General features: G+C 35.1%; 15 protein-coding genes. 11 read left to right on the forward strand and 4 right to left on the reverse strand.

The window, feature by feature from the left end; all coding sequences use genetic code 11:
* Positions 1–142 precede the first annotated feature (142 nt).
* Positions 143–631 (reverse strand): GNAT family N-acetyltransferase, encoded by a 489-nt coding sequence (locus HX004_RS12665; protein WP_286442936.1) that lies wholly within the window; start codon positions 629–631, stop codon positions 143–145.
* Between the two features lie 33 nt (positions 632–664).
* Entirely contained in the window at positions 665–1,384 is a 720-nt protein-coding gene (locus HX004_RS12670; protein WP_286442937.1) for an SDR family NAD(P)-dependent oxidoreductase, read from the reverse strand.
* A gap of 322 nt (positions 1,385–1,706) precedes the next feature.
* Between HX004_RS12670 and HX004_RS12675 the strand changes: the two genes are divergently transcribed.
* Positions 1,707–3,107 carry a phosphatase PAP2 family protein gene (locus tag HX004_RS12675; protein WP_286442938.1) on the forward strand — a complete coding sequence of 467 codons (1,401 nt, stop codon included), beginning with the start codon at positions 1,707–1,709 and terminating at the stop codon, positions 3,105–3,107.
* Here the strand turns inward: HX004_RS12675 and HX004_RS12680 are convergent.
* Positions 3,104–3,676, reverse strand: coding sequence for a DinB family protein (locus tag HX004_RS12680; protein ID WP_286442940.1), 573 nt, complete (start codon positions 3,674–3,676; stop codon positions 3,104–3,106). The genes HX004_RS12675 and HX004_RS12680 overlap by 4 nt on opposite strands.
* A gap of 475 nt (positions 3,677–4,151) precedes the next feature.
* Here HX004_RS12680 and HX004_RS12685 point away from each other — a divergent pair, with 475 nt between their 5' ends.
* From HX004_RS12685 to HX004_RS12715, 7 genes are all read left to right on the forward strand, one after another.
* Positions 4,152–5,276, forward strand: a complete 1,125-nt coding sequence (locus HX004_RS12685) for a cysteine desulfurase family protein (protein ID WP_286442942.1) — start codon at positions 4,152–4,154, stop codon at positions 5,274–5,276.
* 149 nt (positions 5,277–5,425) lie between these two features.
* Positions 5,426–6,598 carry an AIR synthase related protein gene (locus HX004_RS12690; protein WP_286442943.1) on the forward strand — a complete coding sequence of 391 codons (1,173 nt, stop codon included), beginning with the start codon at positions 5,426–5,428 and terminating at the stop codon, positions 6,596–6,598.
* A gap of 1 nt (position 6,599) precedes the next feature.
* Positions 6,600–7,016 (forward strand): Holliday junction resolvase RuvX, encoded by a 417-nt coding sequence (gene ruvX / locus HX004_RS12695; RefSeq protein WP_286442944.1) that lies wholly within the window; start codon positions 6,600–6,602, stop codon positions 7,014–7,016.
* Between the two features lie 87 nt (positions 7,017–7,103).
* A complete protein-coding gene (locus tag HX004_RS12700) occupies positions 7,104–8,600 on the forward strand; it encodes a malate:quinone oxidoreductase (RefSeq protein WP_286442945.1) in 1,497 nt (498 codons plus the stop codon).
* A gap of 359 nt (positions 8,601–8,959) precedes the next feature.
* Positions 8,960–10,438 (forward strand): catalase, encoded by a 1,479-nt coding sequence (locus HX004_RS12705; RefSeq protein ID WP_286442946.1) that lies wholly within the window; start codon positions 8,960–8,962, stop codon positions 10,436–10,438.
* 90 nt (positions 10,439–10,528) lie between these two features.
* The gene (locus HX004_RS12710) at positions 10,529–10,924 is read left to right on the forward strand and encodes a transthyretin-like family protein (RefSeq protein WP_286442947.1); all 396 of its coding nucleotides are present in this window, start codon (positions 10,529–10,531) and stop codon (positions 10,922–10,924) included.
* A 1-nt stretch (position 10,925) separates the two neighbouring features.
* Entirely contained in the window at positions 10,926–11,543 is a 618-nt protein-coding gene (locus HX004_RS12715; RefSeq protein ID WP_286442948.1) for a hypothetical protein, read from the forward strand.
* Between the two features lie 33 nt (positions 11,544–11,576).
* On the opposite strand, the gene HX004_RS12720 is transcribed toward HX004_RS12715, so the two are convergent.
* On the reverse strand, positions 11,577–12,149 hold the full coding sequence (locus HX004_RS12720) for a Crp/Fnr family transcriptional regulator (protein WP_286442949.1): 573 nt from the start codon (positions 12,147–12,149) through the stop codon (positions 11,577–11,579).
* Positions 12,150–12,706: 557 nt separating this feature from the next.
* Between HX004_RS12720 and bioB the strand changes: the two genes are divergently transcribed.
* From bioB to HX004_RS12735, 3 genes are all read left to right on the forward strand, one after another.
* On the forward strand, positions 12,707–13,690 hold the full coding sequence (gene bioB / locus HX004_RS12725) for a biotin synthase BioB (RefSeq protein ID WP_286442950.1): 984 nt from the start codon (positions 12,707–12,709) through the stop codon (positions 13,688–13,690).
* A 625-nt stretch (positions 13,691–14,315) separates the two neighbouring features.
* Positions 14,316–14,762: a hypothetical protein gene (locus HX004_RS12730; protein WP_286442951.1), complete on the forward strand. Its 447-nt coding sequence runs from the start codon at positions 14,316–14,318 to the stop codon at positions 14,760–14,762.
* Positions 14,763–14,828: 66 nt separating this feature from the next.
* On the forward strand, positions 14,829–15,476 hold the full coding sequence (locus HX004_RS12735) for an RDD family protein (RefSeq protein WP_286442952.1): 648 nt from the start codon (positions 14,829–14,831) through the stop codon (positions 15,474–15,476).
* Positions 15,477–15,645: the final 169 nt, after the last annotated feature.

Consider the following 15,645-nt stretch of genomic DNA (forward strand, 5'->3'; position numbering starts at 1 on the left):
TATTGCCAAAAAAGTATTGGCAAAACAAGGAATTGCTATTGATGATATTGAATAAAAAAATCTCCAAGTACAAGTTTTGCTTGGAGATTTTTTATGTATTACTGTAGAATATTCTTACCTTGAGTATACGATGTCGAAGTTTTTATACGTGTGATGCAAGATTCATAAACATACAATGTTGAGGTCCTTTTACACCTTGGTAGGTTCGACCTGAATCGCGATATCCTGTTTTTAAATAAAGGTGATAAGCAGCCGTATTTTCATAATTTACACCAAAAACAATTTCGTCTATTCCGGGATAGTGTTGTTGTATAAAGTCAGGGAGTATAAGAAGAGCAGCTTTAGCTATTCCTTTTCCTTGAAATTGTGGATTTATGGATAAGGCACGTAATAAGATCGATGAGGTATTAGGGGTATAGATGAGTCGATCATCGGACAGATCCAAAGAAAAAAATCCGATGGGGTTCCCATGATATAGAATACAGTACTGCTTGCGCAATGGTTTTGTTAGTATAGCAGGATTGGATAAAATCTGTTTTGGGGTAAGTGCGAAGTTGACCTGTTGTGGATCTAAGTCATAAGATACTAACGCATCATAGTAAGAGGCTTGATAAGGAACTAGTGTAATCATTTTTTGTGATTGAGAATTAACAGTGCGATAGAATTAATCTAATTGAGGCATAAAAATAGGGAATTGCTCAAATAACTTCTTTGACATTGGATCGGGAAAGATATCGAGTAAGCCTTTTTCAAAATCAACGCAAATATTTTGAGCTAAATCTACCAAAGAAATCTTTTCTGTTTGTATCTCGGCAGACATGGTTGAATCGACATAACCCGGATAAACGCCAATAATCTCAATACCTAATAAGGCGAGTTCGGGGCGTAGTGATTGCGTCAGTAAATGTGCAGCGGTTTTGGATGCACAATAGGTTGCAATAGGCCTGATGACGGTGTGACTACCCACGGATAAAATATTGAGGATACTACTTCCTTCTCTTTTTTGTAAAATAGGAAGAAAGGAATTGACCATATGTATAATGCCAATATAGTTAATCTGCATCTCCAATAAGGCTTTTTTTCCCGCTTGTTCTCCTGTGAAATTAGACTTTAATTCAACTCCAGCGTTGTTAATCAAGATATCAACATCCTGACATTGTTCTACTGCTTTGCGAATTGTCTCTTCGTTGGTTACATCGATGAAAACAGGAGTAAGGTGATTTGGAAAGATAGAAGCGACTTGATCTAGACGATCTAAGGCTATTCCTGTAACGTATATTTTGCGTGCTTTTCGCGCTATAATTTCTTTGATGAGAGCTGTGCCTATTTCACCGTCTGCTCCAGTTAGTAGAACAACTTTATTTTCAAATGTTCTCGTATTCATTCTAATTGTTTTTTTGGTTGTGATTATTCGTTTACTTGTATGACAAGTGAAAACGCAGAGGAAAGGTAGAAATAAATTTAAAAGCAAAGAGAAGGAATAGAATAAAAATAGCAAAGGATTACTTTGAGCTGTTTTTAAGAGGTAGCTGTGCGATAAAAGAAAATGAGGATAGGTAATTTCTTTTATGTTTTTAAATACTGTAAAAACAGGAAGTTATTTTAAATAATCTGAATACCTTTTGTATAATAAAGGGAAATACAGTGAAGGAAAATAATATTTTTGTCCTTAGAAAATAAAATTATTTCGTTTTAAAAAGAGGAAAATGAATATCAAAGTAGTTTTTGTGTGGTTTTGCCTAGGGAGTGCTTTAATGGGATACAGTCAACAGTTAAAACCCACACCAGCTTATACAAAGAATGACTCTTTAGTTTTACCAACTTTTACTACGCCCAAATCTAGTTTTTGGGATAAAGAGGCGGTGAAAATTGGTTTTGTACCCACCTTATTGTTTGGAGCTTCTGCTGCAACATGGAACAGTAGAGAGGATATCAAAGAAAAAAGAGAGCGCTATATTCCAACTTTTAAATATCGTTTTGATGATTATTTACAATATGCACCTGCTGCAGTAACTTTTGGACTGAAAGGGGCAGGTGTAAAGGGAAGAAATGAATTTAAACGCTCCGCAATCACGTATGCAACCAGTGTGGCAATCATGGCTATTCTTGTTAATGGAATTAAGTATACTGCCAAAGTAGAGCGTCCAGATGGATCATCTAAAAATTCTTTTCCTTCTGGACATAGTGCGAATGCTTTTAATAATGCTGCATTCTTAGATCGAGAGTATGGTTTAGTCAATCCCGCTTATTCTATAGGGGGATATAGCATGGCTACGATGACAGCTGTTGGACGCGGATTAAACAACAGGCATTGGGTATCTGACGTTTTCGCAGGAGCGGGAATAGGAATATTATCTTCTCAATTAGCCTATTTTTTTGTCGATAAGTTTTATGGAAATAAAGGAGATAATTTGAGTTTACTTTCCAAACTAGAAGATAGTGAAAACCCCTCATTTCTCGCAATGAAATTAGGATATGCTAGTGCCTTTGAAAGTATTATTGAAGATGAGGAAGAAGAAACTTTAGCGAAGATGGGATGGGAAGCAGGAATTGAAGGGGCTTATTTCTTTACCAAAAATTGGGGTGTAGGAGGTCAATTTACAGTAGCTGGTTTCCCTTTTAATAAGAGTAGGGTGAGTGTTCCTGTAGATGAAAATACACCAGAATATATAAAAGAAGCTGATATTGCTACAGAATCTCTAGGAAATTTAAATATCGGAATTGGGCCTTATTATGCGATTCACTTTTCAGATCGTTGGAATCTGATGATTAAAGGATTAGTCGGATATAGTATTGCGGCAAATGGACATGTGAAATTAAAAATAAACGCGCCAGAAGATCAATTAACCGTTGAAGAAAAAGAAGGTGTTATTCTTGCTTCTTATAAACCGAAAAATGCCCTTCAAGTGACAACTGGACTAGCTTTAACTTATAATTTTGCATCTAACTTAGGAGCGACCCTTTATTCTGATTTTAATCACAGTCAATCGAAATATACCTATCATTTAAATAAAGATTTTCTCGATCCAGGAGAACCTGAATTGTTTACAGATCGAAGTCCGTTCAATTATATGACCTTGGGGATTCGACTCACAGCCTTTTTTTAGTAAAAGTAGTTGAGACGCTCTGTTTTTTGCTGATGTACAATGTTCTTGATTTGCTCTAAATGTCTAAGGTTGTGAAAAACTACAATTTTTAAGGTGTCTCCTAGTCGCAATTTAACCCATGACCCAAAGAGCGTGGAGGTTTTTGTCCGGTTTAAATCAATTGTCTTTGCCTGTTCTAATAAAGCAATTAAGCTATTTTGTTGTTGGATAAAAATAGTCAATACACTGCGGTTTAGTTTGCTATTGCTAGGATTCATCGCTCGAGGCGTTTTCATTTTATTGAGTTTGACTTTGGGAAGTAAACGCTTCGCAAAGTAATTGCCAAAATATCCACTTTTGAAGGTAGGAGAAGGAGAGTGATAGGGTGAAGTACTGATTTTAATTGCAATTTCTGGAATATAGAAATACCCATAGCGATTGAGGTGCTCGACGCATTCTAAAATACTCCAACTAGCAGGTTGAGGTCTTGTGTTTAAATCTATATCTGAAAGTAATTCAAGGTTTAGTGCTGCTTGTTTGATTTGATTTGTTAAGGTTAAAAGGTTTTTTAAAAGTTGTTTAGCTTCCATTTTTTTTAGACAAAATTCACTCAATTCACCTCAAAAAAGATTGACCTAAGTCAAGATATAAAGTAGAATAATCGGAAGGGAAGTTTCTCTTTTAACTTGGTCCTTTTGGGAAGATACATGTTGAAGTGAAGTTCGAAAGAGAGGCTAAGTGTTTTAGCAAGAGGTTTTTGTGAAGATTTCACAAGGTAAACACATTTTTTAGTATTGAACTCATCTCGACTTTCTCTAATTGGTTAAAAAATTGCTCTTTTGAGTCTACTTTTTGCCATTTTTTCCTTCCGTAGCCCTGCTATGCAACTTGAAAATGCCTTTAATCAGACTCAAAATAGCTAATTTTCACTTCAATCAAAAAAGCCAAGATAAGTTCATTATCTTTTTTGTTTTTCTTACATTTGTACATCAAATAAAAAAATGACAAAAAAAGAAGTTGCTTTATGCGAATGAAGCAACGACGATTGCGCTAACTAATTAAGTAATGAAACAAATATATCTGGATAATGCCGCAACTACTTCAGTCCGCCCAGAAGTAATTGAAGAGATGGTGAAAGTATTGAGAAATGATTATGGGAACCCCTCATCGACCTACTCAATCGGACGGCATGCGAAAGCGTTAATTGAAGGAGCAAGAAAAACAATTGCCAAACAATTTAATGCCAATTCTTCAGAGATTATTTTTACTTCTTGTGGTACAGAGGCAAACAATTGGATTCTGCTTTCTGCTGTACGCGATTTAGGAGTGAAGAGAATTATTACGACTCAATTGGAACACCATGCCGTTTTAAATACAGTCAAGCATTTGGCTCAAGTATATGGTATTGAAGTAGTATTTCTATCAATTAATCCAAACAGTGAAATTGACTATGTACAGTTGGAAAACCTCCTAAAAGAGGATACCAAAACATTGGTGAGTTTAATGCACGTGAATAATGAAGTTGGAACAGAATTAGATCTTGAAAAGGTAGCTAATTTATGTGTAACCCATGACGCTTTGTTTCACTGTGATACGGTACAATCGGTTGGAAAGAAAAGAATCGATTTAAGTGTTTTACCTATTGATTTCATTGTAGCTAGTGCACACAAATTTCACGGACCAAAAGGAATTGGATTTGCTTTTATCCGCAAGAAAAATGTGTTGAAACCCGCTATCCATGGAGGAGAGCAAGAAAAAGGGTTGCGCGCTGGAACAGAAGGAGTACACCAAGTTGTAGGGATGGCAAAAGCTTTAGAAATGGCCTATGACTTATTAGAAGAAGAAAGTGCTTACATTGCAGCGATTAAATCATATTGTCAACAACGTTTGTTGGAAGTTTATCCAGAGGTGAAATTCAACGGAAACAGTACAGGATTTTATAATATTCTGAATGTGTTGTTGCCAATGACACAAGAAAAAGCAGCGATGATGTTATTTCAATTAGACATGAAAGGAATTGCAGTGTCAAGAGGAAGTGCATGCCAATCGGGAAGTCAAAAACCATCACACGTTTTAGCACAGTTCTTAAACGAAGAAGATTTGAAGAAACCGAGCTTAAGATTGTCATTCAGTCATGAAAATACGAAAGAAGAGATCGATAGATTAATTGAACTTCTTCAAGAAATTTAAGAAAAAGAATCTACTAATTCGAATTAGTAGATTTTTTTGTTTTCTAAATGTTTAAAAAATAAATAAAAAAGAGGTAAAAAAATGTTAATGTAAAAAGCTTTGTTTTACAATAACATTCGCATTAAATTTGCACAAACAACACACTATTTATGAGTTCAAGTAATAGATACGCGCTTCGCGGAGTTTCTGCTGAGAAAGAAGATGTTCACAATGCAATAAAGAACATAGATAAAGGATTGTTTCCTAAAGCATTCTGTAAAATTATTCCCGATCACTTAACTGGAGATGAAGAATATTGTTTGATTATGCATGCTGATGGAGCAGGAACAAAATCGTCATTAGCTTATATGTACTGGAAAGAAACAGGAGATATTTCTGTTTGGAAAGGTATTGCTCAAGATGCCTTAATTATGAATATTGATGATTTATTGTGTGTAGGTGCAACAGATAATATCTTGTTGTCAAGCACAATTGGACGTAATAAAAACCTAGTTCCAGGTGAAGTAATTTCAGCGATCATCAATGGAACAGAAGAATTAATTGAAGAATTAAAATCATTTGGCGTAACGATTCACTCTACAGGAGGAGAAACGGCTGATGTGGGTGATTTAGTGCGTACTATCATCGTAGACTCTACTGTTACAGCGCGTATGAAACGCAGCGATGTAATTGACAATGCTAATATCCAAGCTGGAGATGTAATTGTTGGATTAGAGTCTTTTGGTCAAGCAACTTACGAGAAAGGATACAATGGGGGAATGGGAAGTAACGGACTTACTTCTGCTCGTCATGATGTATTTGATCATTCTTTAGCTGCTAAATATCCGGAGAGTTATGATTCATCTGTTCCAGAAGAATTAGTATATTCAGGAAAAGTACAATTGACGGATGCCGTTGCTAATGCACCAATCGACGCTGGAAAATTAGTGTTATCTCCAACGAGAACTTATGCGCCCATCATCAAAGCGATTTTAGATCAATATAAAGCAGATGATGTGCATGGAATGATTCACTGTAGTGGTGGAGCACAAACAAAAATTTTACACTTTGTAGATCATCTACATATTATCAAAGACAATTTATTTGAGGTACCACCGTTGTTTCAATTGATACAAGAACAATCAAAAACAGATTGGAAAGAAATGTACCAAGTATTCAACTGTGGACATCGTATGGAATTATACGTAAATCCTGCTATTGCAGAAGAAATTATTGCAATTGCTCAATCGTTCAACGTGAGAGCGCAAATTGTAGGACGCGTAGAAGCTTCAGCAGATAAAAAATTAACGATTCAATCCACATACGGGACATTTACTTACTAAAATGGGACGTTTACTAGCTATTGATTTTGGTCAAAAGAGAACGGGTATTGCTGTAACAGATGAGTTGCAAATTATTGCCTCGGGGTTAACTACGGTGACTACCAGTGAATTGATGTCTTTTTTGAACGATTATTTTCAGAAGGAAAAAGTAGATAGAGTCATAATAGGTGAACCAAAGCGCTTGAATAACGAGCCATCGGAGGTAACGCCTATTTTAAATGAGTTTATTGCTGCCTTTACCAAAACTTTTCCCACAATGCCTGTAGAGCGTATTGACGAGCGATTTACTTCAAAAATGGCCTTTCAAACCATGATTGATAGTGGCTTAAAGAAAAAGCAAAGACAGAATAAAGCGTTGATTGATGAAATCGCAGCTACTATTATCTTACAAGATTATATGGGGCGTAATGCGATTTAATTCGTTCTTTTTTAAAAATTTAGCAGTAAAAAACTGTTTTTCCTGTAGATAAAAATTAATTTTGCATATAAATAAATATTCGATATAATGTCAAGTATACAAAAATCTGAGGTTGATGTTGTTTTGGTAGGAGCTGGAATCATGAGCGCTACGCTTGGAATCTTACTAAAAGAATTAAATCCGAACCTAAAAATTGAAATCTTAGAGCGTTTAGATCGCGCTGCGGCTGAGAGTTCAGACGCAATGAATAATGCGGGTACAGGACACTCTGCATTTTGTGAATTAAACTATACACCAGAAAAAGCTGATGGTAGCATTGATGCAACAAAAGCAATTAGCATTGTTGAGCAATTTGAAGTATCAAGGCAGTTCTGGTCATACTTGGTAAAAAAGAATGTATTAAAAGACCCTCGTAAGTTTATTAATTCTGTGCCACATATGAGCTTCGTATGGGGGAAAGATAATGTAAGTTTCTTAGAGAAAAGATACAATGAGCTTCAAAAATATCCGTTGTTTCACGGCATGGAGTTTTCAAAAGAAGTAAACCAAATTAAAACTTGGGCTCCTTTGTTAATGGAAGAAAGAAAGCTAGAGGATGTATATGCAGCTACTTATATGCCAATCGGAACAGATGTGAACTTTGGGGAGTTAACAAGAGAAATTTTTGAACACTTGACTACGGAAGATGGTGTCAATGTACACTTCAATAATCAAGTAACCGATATTAAGAGAAAAGGCGACAAATGGAGCGTTTCTGCAAAAGATGAACAAACGGGAGAACAACGCAAAGTAAAAGCGAAATTCGTTTTCGTAGGTGCTGGAGGTGGAGCAATCTTGTTGTTGCAAAAAGCAGATATTCCCGAGAGTAAAGGTTACGGTGGTTTCCCTGTTGGAGGAGAATGGTTGGTATGTAACAATCCGAAAATCGTTCAAAAACACATGGCTAAAGTATACGGAAAAGCATCAGTAGGAGCACCTCCGATGTCAGTACCTCACTTAGATACGCGTTTTATCGACGGAAAACACTCCCTGTTATTTGGACCTTACGCTGGTTTTTCTACGAAATTCTTGAAAAAAGGATCAAATTTAGACTTGTTTAAGTCGCTAGAATTGAATAATATCGGTCCAATGTTAGGAGCGGGAATGCGCAATTTAGATTTGACCAAATACCTAATCGGACAAGTATTACAATCAGATAAATCAAGGTACGAAGCCCTAAGAGAGTACTTCCCAGACGCACAAGAGGAAGATTGGAAAGTAGAACACGCAGGACAACGTGTACAAGTAATTAAGAGAGATAAAGACGGAAAAGGAATTTTACAATTCGGAACGGAAGTGGTAAACGCTGCTGATGGTTCAATCGCCGCTTTATTAGGAGCTTCTCCAGGAGCATCAACAGCAACGGCTATTATGTTGAAATTGTTGGCTAATTGCTTCCCTACAGAATTCAACTCTCCTGAATGGAAGAGCAAATTCAAAGAGATGATCCCTTCTTATGGACTTAAACTAAACGAACATCCAGAGATGGTGGCAGAAATTAGAGAAAACTGTTCCAAAGTTTTGAAGATTTTTCCGAATAACTAAGGAAGATTACGATACTACAAAAGCATCTTTATTTTATAAAGGTGCTTTTTTGTTTTTTTGCTTTTTTGTGTTTTTGCAAGTTGCTTTTTCGTCAGATTACCGATTAAAGAAAAAATATCCTTAAATCAGAAAATTTATTCACTCCTTTCTTCTTTCTTCTTTCTTCTTTCTGATAACAGATAACCGATAACCAAGGACCTCACCACCTCACTATCAAATAATCATTTTTAACTATCGATTTTGTTTTCGTCATAGATTTAATTTATTCTTTTATAACATATAGGTATTATAAGTTCTAGGGTAAGGGTTTGATAATTAGTATATTTGGAATACAAATTAACAGAATAAAGTACAAAACTATGGAAAACAAAAAACTAACAACCGCTTCAGGTAGACCTTATGTAGAACACGAAAATTCAATGACAGCAGGAGAAAGAGGTCCCGTATTGTTACAAGATTACATCTTGCATGAGAAAATGGCGCATTTCAATCGTGAGCGCATTCCAGAGCGTGTTGTACACGCAAAAGGTTCGGGTGCATACGGAACATTTACGGTAACGAATGATATTACCGCATACACTAAAGCAAAGCTTTTTAATGAAGTAGGAAAACAGACTAAAGTATTTTTGCGTTTTTCTACCGTTGGAGGAGAGAAAGGATCAGCAGATTCAGAACGCGATCCACGTGGGTTTGCTTTGCGATTTTATACAGAAGATGGAAACTGGGATTTAGTTGGCAATAACACGCCAGTATTCTTTATTAAAGATGCGAAGAAGTTTAGCGACTTCATTCACACCCAAAAACGCCATCCACAGACTAACTTAAAATCAGCTACGATGATGTGGGATTTCTGGTCATTAAACCCAGAGAGTTTGCACCAAGTATTGATTTTAATGTCAGATCGCGGTACACCTTTTGGATACCGTCATATGAATGGATATGGAAGTCATACCTTCTCGATGATTAATGCAGAAAATGAACGCGTATATGTAAAATTCCATTTCAAAACGGCTCAGGGAATTAAAAATTTGACTGGACCAGAAGCCGATCAGATGCGCGCAACGGATATGGATTATGCACAACGCGATTTATTTGAACATATTGCAAAAGGAGATTTTCCGAAGTGGAATCTGAAAATCCAAGTGATGACAGAAGCGGAAAGTCGCGTGGCAAAAGTGAATCCATTTGACGTAACTAAAGTTTGGCCACATAAAGACTACCCTTTAATAGATGTGGGGGTGTTGGAGTTGAATGAGAATCCAGCAAATTACTTCCAAGATGTTGAGCAAGCTGCTTTTGCACCTACGCATATTGTAGATGGAATTGGGTTCTCTCCAGATCGCATGTTACAAGGACGTATTTTATCTTATCCCGATGCACAACGCTACCGTTTAGGCGCTAACTACGAACAAATCCCAGTAAATCGTTGCCCATTTGCAACAAATAACTATCAACGAGATGGAGCCATGCGCGTCGATGGAAATGGTGGAAGTGAACCAAACTATTACCCAAATAGTTTTGATTCCATGGTCGTAGATCAAAGTTATAAAGAGCCTGCTTTAGACTTAGGTACTCATGTAGTAGCAGATCACTATGATCGAAATGGAGTAGGGGAAGACGACCACTTTACACAACCGGGTAACTTATACCGCATTATGACAGAGGAAGCCAAAGCTAATACAGTAAATAATATTGTAGGGGCTATGAGTGGAATTGATGGACCAAAACGCGAAGAGATTATCTTGCGTCAATTGTGCCATTGGTTTAGAGCTGATGCTGATTTGGGAATGCGCATTGCCAAAGGATTACAAGTTGATGTAAGTCAATTTATGAAATAGTTTATCTTTTATATGGAATAAAAAAGCGAATCGCCTAGTGTGATTCGTTTTTTTATTATTTTAGCTTAAATTTAAGTTAATTAGTGTGTGATGAAAATAAAAATACTTTTTGTTTTTTTTATTCTCCTTGGGCTAATTTCTTGTTCAGAACGTCATTTTGATGCTTCAGAACGTTATGTAGTACAAGGAATAATTTTAAAGAACGGACAACCTTTACCACATGAAAGGGTTGGTATTGATACTTATTTAAGCGATGAGTGGCAGAGTGGTATGGATACATTAGCTATGGAATGGTATGATTCTTATACGATAATAAATGCTGTTTATACCGATAAAAATGGAGCGTTTAAGATGAGTTTTCCTCGAGGAAACTATGTTTATATACTATATCTTGATAAGTACCAACAAGTATTATTTGATGGTAAAAATACAGGAGCAAGACAATTTTTTGATTTAGGTAGGATTGATATTGCTAATAAAAAGTAAAATGGGAATAAAGATTAATCTAAAAAAAGTGACTTTGCTTTTGTTTGTAAATGTGATGTGTATTTATGCTTATGGACAAGAAAAAGATTCTACAAGTAAAGTAATATGGATGCGAAATACAAGTTTCTATTTTGTGAATTCTTTTTATTTTGGTGATAATATGGTGGCTGATTCCCATCGTTTACACAATATGGGAGCTGAGGTTAAATTAGGGATTGTTCGTTACAAGAATGTAGGATTAACTTTGTTTACTGGATTTACCAGGTTAAAAGTCAACGATACGCAAATGATAGGAAATGTAAAAAATTCTAGACAAATAAAGGGAGGAGCATCTGTTTTTTATCAAGTAGATGTAACTGAAAAAAGCACGGTTAAACCTGAAATTGGAATTTATGATACCTCTTTTGCTTCTTCTGGCCCAGGTGTTAAAATTAAATCCATGTCTGGAACAGGACTTTTAATCGGTGCTGATTATCAATACAAGGTAGAAAAAGGATTTCGAGCAGTTGTAGGATTACATTATCATTGGAATAATTACAATGTTAGAACAGCACCTGAATATAAAAATTATTTTGAACAAGCTAAGTACATCCAACTATCCGTGGGATTTAATTTTTAGTTGAAAAGAGAATAACTGAATTAGTTATTCTCTTTATTCCTCTCCTTGAATTTTTTTCAAAGCGCGATTCAGCGTTCGTGTGGTGATACCTAAATAGGATGCCATATCTTCTTTGGAGATATCCACTTGGTTTTTTTCTTGTAAGTGTAATAGTTTTTCTAAAGCGTGTTCAACGGTATATAGTTGTTGAAAAGAAGCTCGTTCACTCGTGTGATAAACGCGTAATGCCTCTACAGAGAGCAATACGTTATTGAAGGTAATATCCGTTTTGAGTAAGTGATCAAAAATAGATAACGGAATAACATAAGCCTCAACATAAGATAAGGCCTCTACTGAACATAAACACGGCATTTTTCCTAAATACTCAATTTCTCCCATTATTTCTCCTCGACTTAAGAACTCTGGTATATATTCTTTCCCATTTTCTTCCGTGATATAACACTTGGTTATGCCTTCGCGAATCACAATAATTTTTGTGATTTGTTCTCCTTGCGTGAGTAAGGTATCTTTTGGACTGTATTGGATTAATTGTATTTTATCAGCTATAATGTCTTTATGCGCAATCGATTCAATATAGGATAAAAAATCAAGATTTATTCTTAACATATATTTATCATTAGAAGGACAAATGTCCTAGAATAGATTTTAATTAATTTGGACTTTTGTATTGTTCAAATGTAAAGAATTTAATCTTAGCGATGTGTTGTGTTAAGATAGATTTAAACATATAGAACACAAACAAGACAAGCAAAGATACAAGTTATTTAAAAACAGAAGAAGTGTGTGTAAGTGATAAAAAAAATCTTCTGTTTTTAACGTATAAAATATCGTGTTGATGTGTACTTCGGTACACTCATAACTTTGTGTTGATTTTCAAATGAGGATTTGAAAAGTAAAAAGTGTGGTTAGATTAAAAAAAGAAGTCCTTTTTTCAGGGACTTCTTTTTTTTTGTTAGTTTGCCCTTTGTTCTTTGTGAAGTTGTAAAATTTATCGATTTAAGAAGAGTTTTTTACTCCTCACAACTTTGCAAAAAAACAAAAAAGCCACTTCACAAAGCCCAACCCTCACAAAACTGGTCTAGCTATTATCTTCAAACCGGATGGGTACTACGCTAAACATCCCCCTTATTTTTGGCGCTTCACTATTAAAAACAAAGAAGCAAATGAAAGAAAGTAAAGCCCCAATTCGACATAATTGGACGTTTGAAGAGATACAAGCCATCTATGATTTACCTATTATGGAATTGGTTTATCAAGCCGCAACTGTTCACAGACAATACCACAACCCGCTTGAAGTCCAGGTAAGTACTTTACTTTCCATAAAAACGGGAGGTTGTCCAGAAGATTGTTCCTATTGTGGGCAGGCTGCTCGTTACCATACGGATATTAAAGTGCAGCGATTGTTGCCTTTGGAAACGGTTTTAACCCATGCGAAAAAAGCCAAAGCAAATGGATCTTCTCGTTTTTGTATGGCGGCAGCTTGGCGTGAGGTACGTGATAACCGCGACTTTGATAAAGTAATTGATATGGTTAAAGGGGTAAATGCATTGGATATGGAAGTGTGTTGTACTTTAGGTATGTTGACTGATGATCAAGCAAAGCGTTTACAAGAAGCGGGATTATACGCATATAATCACAATTTAGATACTTCTGAAAGTCATTATAAAGATATTATTTCTACTCGTACATTTGATCAGCGTTTAAATACGATTAATTCCGTTCGAAAAGCAGGAATTACAGTGTGTTCAGGGGGAATTATTGGTTTGGGCGAAACCAATCAAGATCGAATTTCTATGTTGTTAACTTTGGCAACGATGGAAAAACATCCCGAATCAGTACCAATTAATGCCTTGGCTCGTGTAAAAGGAACTCCGATGGAAGATAGACCGAAAACCGATAGTTGGGAAATGGTGCGTATGATTGCCACAACCCGAATTGTGATACCAACCACGATGGTAAGATTGAGCGCAGGACGACTGGAAATGAATGAAGCTGAACAAGGATGGTGTTTTTTGGCAGGAGCCAACTCGATTTTTGCAGGAGAAGAACAAACTTTGCTAGTTACACCCAACCCTTCGTTGGGTGAAGACCAACAATTATTTCAAAAATTAGGAGTAAAACCAATGAAATTAGTTAAAAAAAAGTAGTAGAAATAGGTATAAGTACCCCTAAATAAAAAAAATAGTAAAAAAAGTCCTTTTTATTGTAATAAAAGGACTTTTTTGCTTTGTATTCCTTTTGTGTGTTTTTAATAAAATATTCTAGTGATAAATTAGATTCATTTAAGATAAAAAGACCAAGAATAGTTTTGTGTTAGTAAATACTTAACTTAAAGTAAGGCGAGAAGGAGAGGAATTTAAAAAGATACATTATGTTAATAAAATGGTAATATTAGCGTTTTTTTAAAATTGTTTCAAGATAAAAGACTGATTTTAAGAGCGCTGTATTTCGAGCTATTCCCTTACTCTAAATATCGATAAAGTATTGTAAATACTGATGATATTTGTCATTTTTACCCCCTAATATATCGGATACTTTTGTACAAGAATAATAATAAAGAAAGACGTCTTTTTAAACTTTAATTTATTGTTTTAACTTTTTTGTTTTAATCTGTTTATTTAATTTGGTTAAAATATGATTTATATTATAAAAATTAATAAAAAAATTAATTGTTAAGGTTTTTTTTATTAAATTAGATACGATGAAAAAAAATATTTAGTGTAAAACAAAAATTAAAAGTAACTGTTGTTTAACCCCTTAATAGACTATGTTATGAAAAAAGTTTTTAAATGGACGTTGGCTGTGATGGTTTCAGTCAGTCTTGGATCATTACTAATGAGTTGTAGTAGTGAAGATGGTGGTAATGAGATCGAAACAAAATCGATTAAATTAGTAAAAGAGGATAATTTAGAGAAGAATTGGATTGCTGCTCATTTTGTTTTTGATGAATCATGTAAAGGTGCCAAGCGAATGGCTTATCAGCTTTCATCCGTTCACATTGAACTCAAAGACAATAAATTTAAAGCTGTAGATAAGTACAGTTTGAGCGAAGACGAAGGTTCTTGGGTATTAGAAGGTGATTTAATTCGCATGTCCAGTGCAAGTATGGGTGAAAATTTTCAATTTAAAATTAAAGAATTAAAAAACAACGAATTGATTGTTGAGGTGCTCAACCATAAAGATTTAAAGGAAATTGAATTAGTATCTTTTGACAAGTAAAATAGTTGAAAAAAGTGTTGTGAAGATAGTAAATGCTTTTGTATGTTTACATAAAGAAGTAAGTCTATGAATACCATTTATTTTATTGTTCACAACAGTGAAAAACAAGGACCCTATTCTAAAAGTGAATTGGTCGGAATCGGAATTAAAGCGCAAACTCTCATTTGGTATGAAGGTTTAGCAAATTGGACGGAAGCAAGATACATCGCAGATTTGCAAGATATCTTTCAGTATAAACCCATGTACATAGAAGGAGGAAATCATACTCAAGTATATGAAGAGAGAATAGGTAATGTGGTTTATCATGCAGATAAAATGCACCTAACGTTATTTACACCTCAAGGTGAAATTTATTTTGAGTATGCGAATTTCGGAGATCGATTGGTATCTTTTATAATAGATCGACTCATCTGCTTGTTTGCCAGTATTGTTCCTATTGTTGGTCCTTGGTTGTACTATGCTATTTTACATTCAACTGTAGAACAAGCAACACTAGGACAACGAGCGATGAATATTCGATGTCTCAGTATGGAAGGTAATTCTATTGATTTCGGACAAGCAACGGGACGCTTTTTTATGTCAATTGTTTCTGGGATAATATTCTTTATTGGTTATTTTTTGTTTTTCGGAAATGACAAAAAACAAACCTTACACGATAGTGTTGCTAAAACGGTAGTGGTGAAGGAGATAGGACGAAAAAATTATAAGTTCTAAGCGAATAAATAATAAAGCTAGCAGATTCTGCTAGCTTTTTTTACGCCTTTTCTGTACTTTGGTAAGGAATGTCGAGATACAGTAGTACATTTGTACGATTCAACGTATAATTATTCCTGTTGGGTGATTAATCTCAACGATTCAGTGAAAAGTGGTTTACTTTTGATAA

It is taken from the genome of Myroides sp. 1354 (assembly GCF_030324495.1).
Lineage (GTDB): Bacteria > Bacteroidota > Bacteroidia > Flavobacteriales > Flavobacteriaceae > Flavobacterium.

What these genes read in the sequence shown, in the direction of transcription:
- HX004_RS12665 (WP_286442936.1), bottom strand. Translation starts at nt 631, where the DNA reads ATGATTACACTAGTTCCTTATCAAGCCTCTTACTATGATGCGTTAGTA.
- HX004_RS12670 (WP_286442937.1), bottom strand. Translation starts at nt 1,384, where the DNA reads ATGAATACGAGAACATTTGAAAATAAAGTTGTTCTACTAACTGGAGCA.
- HX004_RS12675 (WP_286442938.1), top strand. Translation starts at nt 1,707, where the DNA reads ATGAATATCAAAGTAGTTTTTGTGTGGTTTTGCCTAGGGAGTGCTTTA.
- HX004_RS12680 (WP_286442940.1), bottom strand. Translation starts at nt 3,676, where the DNA reads ATGGAAGCTAAACAACTTTTAAAAAACCTTTTAACCTTAACAAATCAA.
- HX004_RS12685 (WP_286442942.1), top strand. Translation starts at nt 4,152, where the DNA reads ATGAAACAAATATATCTGGATAATGCCGCAACTACTTCAGTCCGCCCA.
- HX004_RS12690 (WP_286442943.1), top strand. Translation starts at nt 5,426, where the DNA reads ATGAGTTCAAGTAATAGATACGCGCTTCGCGGAGTTTCTGCTGAGAAA.
- ruvX (WP_286442944.1), top strand. Translation starts at nt 6,600, where the DNA reads ATGGGACGTTTACTAGCTATTGATTTTGGTCAAAAGAGAACGGGTATT.
- HX004_RS12700 (WP_286442945.1), top strand. Translation starts at nt 7,104, where the DNA reads ATGTCAAGTATACAAAAATCTGAGGTTGATGTTGTTTTGGTAGGAGCT.
- HX004_RS12705 (WP_286442946.1), top strand. Translation starts at nt 8,960, where the DNA reads ATGGAAAACAAAAAACTAACAACCGCTTCAGGTAGACCTTATGTAGAA.
- HX004_RS12710 (WP_286442947.1), top strand. Translation starts at nt 10,529, where the DNA reads ATGAAAATAAAAATACTTTTTGTTTTTTTTATTCTCCTTGGGCTAATT.
- HX004_RS12715 (WP_286442948.1), top strand. Translation starts at nt 10,926, where the DNA reads ATGGGAATAAAGATTAATCTAAAAAAAGTGACTTTGCTTTTGTTTGTA.
- HX004_RS12720 (WP_286442949.1), bottom strand. Translation starts at nt 12,149, where the DNA reads ATGTTAAGAATAAATCTTGATTTTTTATCCTATATTGAATCGATTGCG.
- bioB (WP_286442950.1), top strand. Translation starts at nt 12,707, where the DNA reads ATGAAAGAAAGTAAAGCCCCAATTCGACATAATTGGACGTTTGAAGAG.
- HX004_RS12730 (WP_286442951.1), top strand. Translation starts at nt 14,316, where the DNA reads ATGAAAAAAGTTTTTAAATGGACGTTGGCTGTGATGGTTTCAGTCAGT.
- HX004_RS12735 (WP_286442952.1), top strand. Translation starts at nt 14,829, where the DNA reads ATGAATACCATTTATTTTATTGTTCACAACAGTGAAAAACAAGGACCC.